The 13,012-nt window shown below is 61.5% G+C and carries 7 protein-coding genes; 5 read left to right on the top strand and 2 right to left on the bottom strand.

Annotated elements, in window-relative coordinates:
• The first annotated feature begins 216 nt into the window (after nucleotides 1-216).
• From R3E82_12390 to R3E82_12370, 5 genes are all read left to right on the top strand, one after another.
• Nucleotides 217-441: a YheU family protein gene (locus tag R3E82_12390; GenBank protein ID MEZ5551682.1), complete on the top strand. Its 225-nt coding sequence runs from the start codon at nucleotides 217-219 to the stop codon at nucleotides 439-441.
• A 386-nt stretch (nucleotides 442-827) separates the two neighbouring features.
• Nucleotides 828-1,934 carry a hypothetical protein gene (locus R3E82_12385; protein MEZ5551681.1) on the top strand — a complete coding sequence of 369 codons (1,107 nt, stop codon included), beginning with the start codon at nucleotides 828-830 and terminating at the stop codon, nucleotides 1,932-1,934.
• A gap of 40 nt (nucleotides 1,935-1,974) precedes the next feature.
• Nucleotides 1,975-2,481, top strand: coding sequence for a hypothetical protein (locus R3E82_12380; GenBank protein ID MEZ5551680.1), 507 nt, complete (start codon nucleotides 1,975-1,977; stop codon nucleotides 2,479-2,481).
• Nucleotides 2,482-2,520: 39 nt separating this feature from the next.
• Nucleotides 2,521-3,873, top strand: a complete 1,353-nt coding sequence (locus tag R3E82_12375) for a hypothetical protein (GenBank protein MEZ5551679.1) — start codon at nucleotides 2,521-2,523, stop codon at nucleotides 3,871-3,873.
• Between the two features lie 22 nt (nucleotides 3,874-3,895).
• Complete coding sequence (locus R3E82_12370; protein MEZ5551678.1) at nucleotides 3,896-10,936, top strand: hypothetical protein; 7,041 nt, start codon at nucleotides 3,896-3,898, stop codon at nucleotides 10,934-10,936.
• A 128-nt stretch (nucleotides 10,937-11,064) separates the two neighbouring features.
• Here R3E82_12370 and R3E82_12365 read toward each other — a convergent pair whose 3' ends face one another.
• On the bottom strand, nucleotides 11,065-12,756 hold the full coding sequence (locus tag R3E82_12365) for a Na(+)/H(+) antiporter subunit D (GenBank protein ID MEZ5551677.1): 1,692 nt from the start codon (nucleotides 12,754-12,756) through the stop codon (nucleotides 11,065-11,067).
• Entirely contained in the window at nucleotides 12,746-12,994 is a 249-nt protein-coding gene (locus R3E82_12360; GenBank protein ID MEZ5551676.1) for a hypothetical protein, read from the bottom strand. The genes R3E82_12365 and R3E82_12360 overlap by 11 nt, the downstream gene beginning before the upstream one ends.
• Nucleotides 12,995-13,012 lie beyond the last annotated feature (18 nt).

Here is a 13,012-nt window from a genome sequence, read left to right as displayed (position 1 = left end):
ATCCTGATGGAATACCCTGATGGAACGTCACTAAACTACTGATTCAGCTCGATAAGTAACGCACCTTGGCCAGGCAAATTCAAGATAGAATCGAAAGCTTCAGTACAGGTATGCGGCCTGCGTCACTGTTTGGCGGTGGTCTGGTCGTCCTTCAGCCATCCTGAGCCACCGGGCGATGATCGGGGTGGTGTAAATCCTCTGCCGGTCGGGAGTGGCATGAAAATTCCTCTGGAGACGCTCACCGAGGCAGCGCTGGCCGGGATCATCGAGTCTTTTGTGCTGCGCGAAGGCACCGAGTACGGGCCTTCGGAACATGACCTCGAGCGCAAATGCGAGCAGGTGCGACGTCAGCTGCGCCGCGGCGAGGCGGAGATCGACTTTGATCCGGAAACCGACAGCGTCGACATCCGGCCGGTGTCAAAAAACCGTCGCGAAACCTGACAGATTTCGTCACCCGTCAATCCCCTCCATGCCACATTCGGACCTGCAGCGTTAGCGTCAGCATTCTGACGCCACCCTGACTGGCCGCCGCGGAAATCCGTCGGGCCACGCGCCCTGTGGCCTGGACGCCCCGGCAGCGACGGATTTCCGGCACCGCCCTCCTTTGGCACGACCCTTGCCCCTTTTGCGGGGTGATGTGTCACCGAATTGCCGCCCTTGTGAAGATTTACAGCCAATCCCCCGCCAGTTGCGCTGCCGGTTCAGCACCGGTGCGCCTTCGTGCCAAATTTCCGGCAGATATGACGCAGATCACGGATTGGCCCTTCGCAACAGGTAAACATCTGTTTTGGTTGAGGATTGACCAGACAACGAGGCCAGGTACTGCCATGAAATCGAGCCATTGCTCGCGACGCAATCGCGTCGCACGCGTCACTTATCTGGCGTTCGCGCTGTTACTCACACTGGGAGTGAGTGCCAATTCGCAGGCATTGGGTACCGATGCCGGGCGCGAAATCCTCAATTCTGCCCAGGCGAGCTTCGAGATCGGCGGCGTGCCCCAGACCCCGGTGATCAGCCTTCCCAGTCAGACTTTCGTGGACGAACTGCTCAACGCGGTGGTGGTCAGCAACGATGCGGGGCCGGTCGGCGTCAGTGCCGGTCAGGCGAGTGCCATTCTGCAGTTCACGCTGACCAACAACGGTAACGGATCCGAAACATTCCGGCTGATCGCCGACAATGGGGTAGGCGGTGACGACTTCGATCCCGCACTGGTCCAGATCTACCTCGAAAGTAACTCGATAGCCGGCCTGCAGATCGGCGATGACACCGCTTATGTCGCGGGCGCGAACGATCCGCTGCTCGCCGAGGATGCCTCGCTGATCGTCTACGTGGAAAGCAGCATCGGCGCCCATCCGGCCAACGAACAGGGCGCCGTACAGCTGCGGGCAGTGAGTCTGACCCTCTACAGCAACGCCGGCACGGATGATCCCGCCAACCCTGCCTTCCCGCCTGCAGGCACCAGCTATGCTGGCGGCGGAGATCCCAGAGAGTCTGGTGGTGGCAACGTCACCGCTGTGGTCGGCACGAGCCACGATACCGCCAATCTGCTGATCCGCGCGGAAGGGCGATACCAGGTCAGCGCGGCGGTCGTGAACATCACCAAAACCGCCGTTCTGATCGTGGATCCATTTGGCGGTACCACCCTCGTGCCGGGCTCGGTGATCACCTATCAGATCGATGTGAGTGTGACCGGCACAGGCGACGCCGAGAGCCTGGTCATTACCGACGCTATTCCGGTCGAACTCGAATACCAGCCCGGCACCCTTGCGGTGTCGGCGCTGCCGCCCGGCGAGGATGCGGACGACGACTTCGCACCTGCCGGAACGGATAACACCGGCTTCAATGCCGGGACCCAGACGATCCAGGCGACCCTCGGTGTTATCACCGGGGGTTCGCCTGCGATCAGCATCACCTTTGATGCCGCCATTAGATGAGAACCGGCGTCAGCCGGACAACACACACAGGAGAAAAGAGATGACGCAAGCACAGACACGCAACACGGCGCGGAAACTGGCCTGCTCCATGGTTGCCACCTTGAGCCTCCTCCTTGCTGTTTCGGCAGCGGCGGAAGTGAAGCTCGAAAACTCTGTGAAGAAGGTGGAAGCCTTTGTTAACGAAGCGGGCGCGGTAGAGCGGCGCCTGGTCGACGCGGACCGCGTCGTGCCGGGAGACGAGCTGCGCTATTCGATCCGCTTCCGCAACCGGGGCACGGAAGCGATCGATGCGGGGAGCGTCGTGATCACCAATCCGGTACCTGCCGACACGGAGTATCTGGAAGGGAGCGCTTTCGGCGCCGGCACCGAGATTCTCTTCTCGGTGGACGGCGTGCATTTCGATGTGCCCGAAGCGCTGACGGTTCTGCTGAATGGTGAGGAAGTCGTCGCCTCTGCGAAGGACTACCAGGCCATCCGCTGGACGTTTCTGCCGGAGCTTGCTCCGTCGGAAGAAGGGTTCGTCACCTTCAATGTTCGACTCAAGTGACTCTCTCGTAACTAACGCACTGAAGAAAAGGAACTAGCAATGCAGTACTTCAAACGCACCTGCAGAACGGCCCTCGCCGCTCTGGCCATATCCGGCGCGATGCCGGTGCTGGCTATCGGTACCGATGCAGGCACTACGGTAACCAATTCGGTCACGCTGAACTACAGCGTCAACGGTGGCGCCCAGCCGCAGTTGATCGACGCTGTCAGTTTCCAGGTGGACCGTGCTCTTGCGGTGGACGTCACCGCGACCGATGCGAACTGGGTAACCGTCACCGCAGGTCAGCAGTACGCCACTCTCTCGGGAGTGCCAGCTGCGAACTACACAGTGACCAACACCTCCAACGCGGCGTCGGATATCGTCCTGGCCATCGTCGATCAGAATGCCACCCAGGTGAACACCTTTTCGCCGGTGGGCGGAACCTTCTTCGATGAGGTGACCCTGACTCTGGCGATTGATGCCAACGCCAACCAGCTCTACGACGACGGTGTCGACACGGTGCTGGTCCCGGACGGCAACGGTATCTACAGCCTGCCCGCGGTCATCGAAGACGACACCATCGAACTGGTGCTTGTCGTCGAGGTCCCGGGCACTGCTGCCGCGGACGACTATGCGACCTATACCCTGGTTGCAGCGGTTGCCACGGGGGGTGCTGCGATTGCCGCGGACGACAGCGGTAATGCTTCGCCCGGCCAGGCCGGGACCAACAACCCGAACACCGCTGCGGTGGAAACCGTGTTCCGTGATGGCTCATCTGCCAACAGTGAAGACCTGCGCTACAACTTCTTCGCCTTCGCCGTTGTGGCAGGCGCTGATGTGGCCAGCAACGGTCAGAATTCGGACAGCTCGGGCTTCGTAGTCCAGGGTGTGAACATACTGGTCGCAAAATTTGCCGAGGTCATCTATGACCCGATCAGCGGCAACCGCTACGACGGCGCAGGTGCTTTGAATGCGGGTGTGGAACCCAAGGCGATCCCCGGTGCCGTGATCCTCTATGTGGTCGGTGTGCGTAACAACGACACCACCTTCACAGCCCAGTCCCTGCAGATCACCGACGACATCCCGGATGTGGGCCTTCTGCTCACCGAGCCTGTCGACGAAGGGAATACGGGTGCAGCAGCAGTGAACGTGCCCGCCTCGGTGACTTTCGACCTCGACACCGGAATTCCAGTCGTGAACGCCACATTCTCGCTTACGGGCGTAACTGATCTCGATCTGGTACACCGCGAGAACTGCGCGGGCTTCGGTACCGACCTGCCCTATACCGCGGGTACCCAGAACGGCGCAGACGCCAACTTCCCCCAGCTGGAAGTGGACGTCGCCTTTGGTGACTGCGCAGCAGGAGAAGATGGCTTCATTGCCTACTTCGTGACGGTGGAAACGGTCAACTGATTGATCGAATCCTGAAATACTGATGCCAGTTCCGAACACGAGAGCGGAACGCGGAGGGCGGACGCAGCGCAAGCAGCGTCCGCCATCTGCGTTACTGGGTCTGCGCAGTGTGGCCGAAAGGCTGCTCTGCGCCGGCCTGCTCGCGTGGGCGGTGATTTCTGGCGAAAGCTGGGCGATTCCGCCCAACACACCTTTCACCAACCTTGCCACGGCCAGCTATCAGGTGGGCGGCACAGACTACTCGGTCAGTGCCGGCAGCACCCTCATCACTGATCCCGCCGCCGGCAACAGCGCCCCCTACGGCGCGGCGGTCGATCCGGCAGACATCGATGAAAACACCGCAGGTGCCATTGGCCTGCTCAGTGCCTTCGATCTCGACCCGGCTGACAGCCACACATTCTCCACCAGCGATCCGAATTTCGAGATCGTTGGCAACGAACTCCGGCTCGCGACCGGATTTACGCTGGATTTCGAAGCCACGCCACTGACCACTGTTGCTGTGCTTGTCACAGATTCCGCAGGTGCGTCGCGCCTGGTCAATCTGTCCATCACGGTCAACGACCTGAACGAAGCGCCCACGGCGCTAACCCTTTCGAGTACGGGGTTTGACGCCAGCACTCCGGGTGCACCAGTGGGTACTCTGGTGGTAAGCGATCCGGACAGCGGCGACAGCCACAGCTTCGGGGTGGACGATTCACGATTCGAAATCGTCGGCAGCATGCTCAAACTTCTCGATACAGAAAGCCTGCCGCTGGGTACCAGTGTCACCGTAACTGTCACCGCCACGGACAGCGGTGGCCTGACATTTATGCAGACCTTCACGCTGACCGCGACACCCCCCGGGGGTGGTGCGCCGGGTGATGCGACTCTCGTTCTTCTGCAGGCCTCCGCTCCCGGTGCTGGTGCGGGTTCTGTGACTGTGGGTACAGCGCAATGTGATGCCGGAGCAGGCTACAGCGACCTGCCGATACCGGTGACTTTCACAGGTACTACGCTGACAGTACCCGGCAGCATCGACCTGCGCACCGGCAGTCTCTTCAAGAGCGGTGACCCCATATTCATCGATGTCATGGATCAGGATGCGGATCTCGACAGCGGGCTGATCGATACCGTTGAAGTTCAGGTTCTGACCAGTGACGGTGACAGTGAGTTGCTGCGGCTTGCGGAAACCGGCCCGGGCAGCGCACGTTTTGTCGGGTATCTGCAGACGGGTCCGGGGGCTTCTGTCGCCGGTGACTGCGCCCTTGGTGCTGCGGTGAATGTCTCTTTCACCGTTTCCTATGTCGATGCCTTCAATCCCGGCGATCTCGCGAGCACCGCGGGTGTCATCAATCCCTTGAGCCGGGTGTTTCTCGCCACCACCGGGCAGGCGGTTGATTCAACCCGCCTCGAACTGCTGGACAGCACCAGCGGCGCTCCAGCCAGCGTTACCGGGGAAACAGCCGGTGTTGCTTTTCCTGCAGCCGTCTTCTCAGGCGAGACGGCGATCGACGCCCTGGGCAATCAGTACGGCTTTCCGGCCGGCACCTACCGCTTTCCCGCGGTGGCTGCAGGGGCCTATCGGCTGCTGGTCACGCCACCGAACCGGTTCCGGTTCCCGTCAACACTCCCGGACAGCGCACTGCAGGCGTTGCCTGGCGCACCCTATCGCCTGAGTCCCGGTTCCCGCGGGGCTGTATTCACGGTCACGGGTCCCGCGTTCGGTGTGGACGTTCCCCTCGACCTGGCGCCGCTGGTGCCGACTCCGGCGGCGCTCGAAGTGCTGACCCTTGCACCGGGTACCACAGGGGCATCATCGCTTTACGTCTCCCCTACCCAGTGTTTCGACGGCAGCGCGTTCACACCAGCACCCATGCCGGTGGATCGACTCGGCACGGCCATCACTGTCCCGGGTACGCAGCCGCTGCTCGAGGCGGGACGCTTCAATCGGGGCGACACGATATTTCTGCGGGTGAACGACCCTGATCAGGATCTGGATCCCTTTGCGCCCGACTGGATCGAGGTCGTGGTGACTGCCGCCGACGGCGATCGTGAGCGTGTGCGCCTGCAGGAGACCGCGGCGAGTTCCGGGATATTTTCCGGTTATCTGCAGACGTCCAGGGTTGCCGGTGCAAGCTCGGACTGCAGTCTCAATACAGCCGCAGGCAGCAGTGCGGTGATCGGCTATACCGATCCGGACGATGGCAGCGATGCCATCGCGTTTACCGCACTGCTGGATCCGGGCTTCACCACCTTCTCCAGCAGTAACGGTGCCCCGGTGGATGGGGTGCAGGTCACGCTGCTGGATGCGGTAACCGGTCTGCCGGCCCAGGGTCGGACTTTCGCTGCGGACGGCGTGACCCCTTTCCCGACCACTGTCACCAGCGGCGGCACTGCCACGGATGCTGCGGGCGTATCGATCACCTTCGCACCCGGAAGTTTCTACTTCCCGTATCTGTTGCCGGGTAACTATCGGTTCGAGGTGAGTGCGCCCATCGAGTATCGCTTCCCCTCTGTCCGGGAAGACGCCGAACTTGACGCACTGCCAGGCGGTCCTTATCAGCTCGCCGCGGGTTCCCGCGGGGATGCGTTCACGGTCGCGGCGGGGCAGAGTTTCGAGTTCGATCTGCCGCTGGACCCGCTGACGGTGGATGTGTTTGTCAGCAAGCAGGCGAGCCGTGATGTGGTTGGGATTGGCGACCTGCTGCAGTACCAGGTGCTGGTGCAGGATCCTGAAGCGGTGGTGCAGAGTACGTTCAGCGTAGTGGATGAACTGCCTTATGGTTTCCGTTACGTGGCGGGATCGGCGCAGATCAACGGTGCGGCTGCCGCGGATCCACAGATTTCCGGAGACGGACGCACGCTCCGCTTCACCGATGTCGCTTTCGACAACGCCAGCGCGGCGGTGAAGTATGTGGTGGAGGTCACCATCGGTGCGAAGCTCGGTCGCGCCCGCAACTCGGCGAGTGCAACCGGCATGGCGATCGGCAGTTCCAACACCGCCTTTGCCGATGTGACCGTGCGCGAGGATCTGCTGCAGAGCAAGGCCATTCTGATCGGTCAGATTTACGACGGCGCCTGTGATGCCGGTGCGGATCGACAGGGGCTGGCCGGTGTCCGGGTGTGGCTTGAAGACGGGACCTATGTGGTCACCGACGCCGAGGGCAAGTACCACATCGAGGGTGTCACACCAGGTACTCACGTGGTGCAGGTCGATGAAGCCAGCCTGCCGGAGACCCATGAACTCATCGCCTGTGAGCAGAACACGCGCTTTGCCGGCAGCGTGCGTTCCCAGTTCGTGGATGTCGCGGCGGGGAGCATGTGGCGAGCTGATTTCCATACCCGGCCCAAAGCCCCTGCTGAGAGTCTGCTTCGCGCCCAGCTGTTTGCGAGACTGGAGGCTGAAACCGTGATGCATCGGCTGGTGGTGGCGGGTGGCAGTGTGCCGGTGCAGGCACTCACCGCAGTGGTGATGCTGCCCACGGGCGCGCGCTACGTTCCGGGTTCGCTCGCACTCGACGGCGCATCCCTGGCTGACCCTTCCGGTGCAGACAGTGGTGCCCTCACCATACGGCTGGGTGAGCGCACGGCGGCATTCGAAAACAATCTGGTCTTCGAGACCAGGGTAGATGCCGGTGTGGAATCCCTGTCGACAAAGGCCATGCTGATGTTCGAAACACCGGCAGATGGAAAGCAGAAAACGCCGGTGCTGATCACCGAGCTCGCGCTGAACTGGCCGGATTCCCTCGCCGAGCCCAACGGTGAAGTGCTGGAAGGTGGAGCGGAAGCGGTGCGGGCGAAGGTCTACGAGCCCAGCAAGGGAGAGTTGATGGCGCGCAGTGAGCCTGTCGGTGTGAAGGTCTCTGCCCCGCCGGTCGCCGAACGTTCCGCGTATCGGATTCCCGAGGTGAGCGATGGCCGCGCACCCGCCTTCGACCGCAACTGGCTGTCTGCGCAGACCGTCGGCAACCAGCTGGTCTGGCCACTGCCCGGTTACAACCCGCGGATGCCGGTGATCACCGTCGCCGCCAAGCATGAAGCCGGGTATCGGGCCCATGTGCTGGTGAACGGGGAGCTGGTGAATCCGCTGAACTTCAGTGGCACCACTGTGGACCGCGCCCGTGGAGTGGCGCTGTCGCGCTGGGACAACGTATCGATTCTCGAAGGCGACAATCAGATTGAGGTACGACTCGAGCCGCTCCAGGCAGCGTCCGCGGAACAGCAGACGGCACAGACTCCGGATGATGTGCAGATGCGCACCAGTGTACGTTTCGGAACCGCACCGGTACGGGCCGAGTTTCTTGCGGAACGTTCTCAGCTCGTTGCGGACGGAATCACGGCCCCCGTGATCGCCGTGCGCCTGTTCGACCGCACCGGCCAGCCGGCACGGCCCGGCCTGACCGGTGAATTTTCGGTTGCACCACCCTATCAGATCCGCAATCCGGAACGGCAGTTCGATGCCGCCGCTGCCACCCAGCAGCAGAGTATCGACCGCTACCTGGTGCGGGAAGATGGCATCGCCTATGTGGAACTCGAGCCGACGACGGTGACCGGCGAAGTGCAGCTCGGCTTCGAGTTCGATGCCGTGCGGCGGGACCTGATCCGCGCCCGTCTGAAGCCGGGCGCCCGGGACTGGATTCTTATCGGTCTCGCGGAAGGCACGGTGGGCTACAACGATGTCTCGGGTAATCTGCAGGGTCTCGATGCCGCCGGTATCGAAGACGACACTTTCAGCGAAGGTCGCATGGCCTTCTATGCCAAGGGCGTGGTCAGGGGCCAGTGGCTGCTCACCGCCGCCTATGACACGGACAAGGAGACCGATCAGCAGCTGCGTCAGCAGATCGATCCCAACAGGTTCTACACACTCTACGGAGATGGCGCGCAGCAGCGCTACGATGCCGAGAGTGGGGAAAAGCTCTATCTGAAAGTTGAGCGGGATGCCTTCGCGGCGTTATTCGGTGATTTCGATACCGGCTTCGATGCTGCTGAACTGACCAAATACACCCGCACACTCACCGGTGCTCAGGCCAGCTATTATGGCGGGAAGATCGAAGCGAACGGCTTTGCCAGCGATACCGGGTTTGCCTTCGTGTTCGATGAAATCCCGGGGGATGGCACCTCGGGTGTCTATCGCCTGAGCCAGCGCAGTCTGGTGGTGAACAGCGAACGGATCCGGATCGTAACCCGGGATCGTTTTCATCCCGAGCAGATCACCAGTGAGGTCAGCCTGAGCCGTTATCTCGACTACACCATCGATTACGATGCCGGCACCGTCATATTCAAGCAGCCGGTGATGAGCCAGGATGAGAACCTCGACAACACCTTCATTCAGGTCGAATACGAGGTGCGCTCCGGTGGCGGCAGTCAGCTCGTTGCGGGCGGCCGTGTGGCCTGGCGTCTGGACGATCGGGAATCCCGGATTGCGATGACCTATATCGATGACCAGACCCAGGGGCAGGGTGGCAATCTGGTCGGCGCGGATCTGCAGTGGGAGTTCCAGACCGGAACCACCCTGCGCGCTGAGGTTGCCCGTTCGGACACGGATCTGCTCGGCAGCGGCGACGCCTATCTGCTGGAGGTGGCGCAGCGCGCCGGTGATCTGGCCGGTCGCGCCTATGTCCGGGAGCAGGATGCGGCCTTCGGATTCGGTCAGCAGTCCACCGTCGAGCGCGGTACCCGCCGCTACGGGGTCGAGGGTGAGTATCGGCTGACCGAGGATCTGCTGATGCGTGCCGAGGCCTTCCAGCAGGATGATCTGGTCAACGACGGCAGCCGGACGGTGCTGGACAGTGCGGCCGAGTACCGGATGGGCGATACCCGATTCACCGGCGGCCTGCGGGCGGTGCGGGAAACGGTTGCCACAGGTGAGGATCTGGATGCCAATCAGGTGACTTTCGGGGTCATGCAGGGTCTGCTCGACGATCGTCTGCGGCTGCGCAGTGATGCCGAGGTGGCGATCGATAAGACGGACAACACCGACTATCCGGATCGTCTGGTGCTGGGAGCGGACTATCTGCTCAGCGACAAGGTCACCCTGAGCGGCGAGCAGGAATTCACCTTCGGCAACTTCCGGGACACCCAGGACACCCGTTTCGGCGTCAAGGCGCGGCCCTGGAACGGTGCCGACATCAGCTCGTCGCTGCAGCGGCAGATGACCGAAAACGGCGAGCGGCTGTTTGCCACCACCGGCCTGCTGCAGCAGTGGAAGCTGGGCGATCGCTGGTCGCTGGATGTGGGTACCGACCGGGTGCAGACACTGCAGCGGGCTCCGCAGGCGGACGATGCGGACGAGCTGCTCGCGAATCCCACCCTGCCACCCGCTTCAGGCAGCATCAACGATGATTTCACCGCCTTCTTCACCGGGGTGGGTTATCGCCAGGAAGGCTGGAACGCTTCCTCCCGGATCGAGTTTCATCAGGGCGATCAGGCAGACAAGTGGAATCTGCTGGCCGGTGTGTCGCGCCGCCTGGCCGACGGCAGGGTGACTTCGGGCAGCCTCGCCGCGCTGTTCGAGGAACGGGAAGACGGCTCCCTGCACAACCGCACCGATATCCGCTGGGGACTGGCGCTGCGGCCTTTCGAATCCCCCTGGACCCTGCTCAACCGTCTCGATCTGGCATTCGACGAACTGCGCAGCAACGCCTTCGATACCCGCTCGCGCAAAATGGTGAACAACACCAACCTGAATTACAAACCGGCCGGTGGTGGCCAGTTGAGCCTGCAACTCGGTGTGAAGTACCTCGTCGAAACCATCGACGACGACAACTACGACTCGGTCACCGCCCTCTACGGCGCTGAGTACCGCCGCGATTTCAATCCCCGCTGGGACTGGGGCGCGCAGGTGGCCGCGCTGCACTCGCTGGAATCGAAGGTGATGCGCTACTCGGCGGGCCTCTCTGTCGGCCGCAGCTTCCTCGAAAACACCTGGATGAGCATCGGCTACAACTTTGTTGGTTTCGACGACTCGGATTTCGCGGCCGCCGAGTACACGGCCAAAGGTCCTTTCATGAAACTGCGCGTGAAGGTCGACCAGGGCGATCTGGCGCGCTTCCTCGATTTCGTCGGCGGACGCCCGCAACCTTAGGGGGCTTCTGACGGCACACACTCCCGAAAGGTGCTTCCACTCCGCAGGGCGATCTGTTCTAACGTGCGTGGGGTCCCGTTGGAAAGCCTGAAAATCGTTCAGTGCTGAGCGCGTTGCCGCTGGCTGAATCAGAGATAGTAGGCCAGCACGTAACTCGACAGCAGAACAGCGATCCAGATGCCGGTGGTGCCGACTCGCCATGGGCGCGCCAGCTCACTGCTGGGTCCGAAGAATCGGGTGGCCTGAAGCTGCGTATGACGGCGGGTGAGGCTACTGAACTTCCCGATTGCGGCCATCAGCAACGATAGTGTCAGACTCACGCCAGTTACCAGTCGGGGTGCCAGCCGACGGTACACCCAGTCGAAATCCAGGTTGGTCGAACGCAGTTCCGGAGGATAGACACCCGTTCGCATGAGGACCGCGAAAGCCAGTGCGGAAAAAACGAGGAGCTGCATCTGATCCACTACATGGGACGTAGTATAGGGTTCATAGGTGTTGCTGTAAGGCAGCAGTTCATAGAACAGTCCCGGAAACGAGCCGATGCCGATACACAATGCGGCAGCCAGTCCCATCGCAATCAGCATGTTGCGGGGGGCTTCGTCGCAGCGTTTGCCTGAATCGTGGGCGAAAAACGCAAAGTATGGGATCTTGATGCCGGCGTGGTGAAAGACGCCTGCAGAGGCGAACAGCAGCACCAGCCACACGCCTGTATAGCCTTCAGTGGCGGCCGCTGTCATCACCATGGATTTGGTGACGAATCCGCTGAAAAGGGGAAATGCGGAAATGGAGGCGGCGCCGACGATACAGAATCCGGTAGTCCAGGGCATGGACTTATACAGGCCGCCGAGCTCGCTGCCGTTGATCGTGCCGATCCGCAGCAGCACCGCACCCATGGACATGAACAGCAGTCCCTTGAACAGGATATCCGCGAAAGCGTGAGCGACGGCGCCATTCAGGGCGAGCTCGGTACCCAGTCCGATGCCCACGACCATGAAACCGAGCTGGTTGTTGAGACTGTAGGCGAGAACGCGTCGCAAGTCGTTTTCGATGACCGCATAGAAGATCGGAAATGCGGCCATGGTTACACCGATCCAGATCAGTTCCTCAGTTCCTGGATATCCGCGCGCCAGCGCGTAGATGCCGAGTTTTGTGGTAAACGCGGAAAGCAGGACAGTGCCGGTGGGCGTTGATTCCGGATAGGCATCCTGGAGCCAGTTGTGCAGGAAAGGGAAAGCGCACTTGATCCCGATGGCCAGGAAGATGACGAAGCTGCCCAGGGTACCCAGCCCGATATAGTCGAAAATAACGGTGCCTGTCTCCTCTGCGTGCACCAGCGCGCCGATGAGCAGCAGCATGCCGGAAGTGAGCTGGACGATCAGATACCGCATGCCCGCACGGAAAGCGCGCTCCGTTCGAGATGCCCAGATGAGCATCGCGGAGGCGACCGCCGAGATTTCCCAGAACACGAACATGGTGATCAGATCGCCGGCGAATATCGCGCCGAGCGCACTGCCTGCATAAACCACAGCGGCGATATGCTGGACCGTATCTTTCAGGTGCAGCGCGTATATTGCACACAGAAACGCTGCAAGCAGGAATACATAGGCGAACATCAGGCTCAACTCATCCACCCGCATGGCGATGAGTTCCTGCCCGGCGAGCACATAGTGGTTGTAGTCGCCTTGCGGAATCAGCAGAACGTGAACAAATGCGAGTACCGGCAGGAGCAGCAGATAGGCTGAGCGCAGATGTCCCTTGAAAAACGGTACGCCTGCCGCACCCAGGATGAGAATGAAAGCAGTGGGAAACTCAGCGGTCATAGTAATCTTCCGGCCGCATCAGAATTCGCCGCAAGCCTTTCGCAGTCACTACCAGAGCGACACAGGCGAAAAAACCGAAGATCGCATAGAAGGCATAGGTCGCCGCGAATTCGACGTCCTCGTGCTTGTGCAGAAAGAAGTCCGGAATAACCCATGCCATACCGAAGAACCACAAGCCCAGGTAGAGCTTGCGGACGTTCTGGGGCCGGTCCAGCCAGTATTGCTTCTCGCTGGTCATCACTGAGTCTCCCTCTGA

Source organism: Pseudomonadales bacterium, from assembly GCA_041395945.1.
Taxonomy (GTDB): Bacteria; Pseudomonadota; Gammaproteobacteria; order Pseudomonadales; family Azotimanducaceae; genus SZUA-309.
This window is presented reverse-complemented; position numbering and strand designations above follow the sequence as displayed.

Coding starts and splice junctions, on each gene's coding strand:
- R3E82_12375 (MEZ5551679.1), top strand. CDS start 2,521: ATGCAGTACTTCAAACGCACCTGCAGAACGGCCCTCGCCGCTCTGGCC.
- R3E82_12370 (MEZ5551678.1), top strand. CDS start 3,896: ATGCCAGTTCCGAACACGAGAGCGGAACGCGGAGGGCGGACGCAGCGC.
- R3E82_12380 (MEZ5551680.1), top strand. CDS start 1,975: ATGACGCAAGCACAGACACGCAACACGGCGCGGAAACTGGCCTGCTCC.
- R3E82_12390 (MEZ5551682.1), top strand. CDS start 217: ATGAAAATTCCTCTGGAGACGCTCACCGAGGCAGCGCTGGCCGGGATC.
- R3E82_12360 (MEZ5551676.1), bottom strand. CDS start 12,994: ATGACCAGCGAGAAGCAATACTGGCTGGACCGGCCCCAGAACGTCCGC.
- R3E82_12385 (MEZ5551681.1), top strand. CDS start 828: ATGAAATCGAGCCATTGCTCGCGACGCAATCGCGTCGCACGCGTCACT.
- R3E82_12365 (MEZ5551677.1), bottom strand. CDS start 12,756: ATGACCGCTGAGTTTCCCACTGCTTTCATTCTCATCCTGGGTGCGGCA.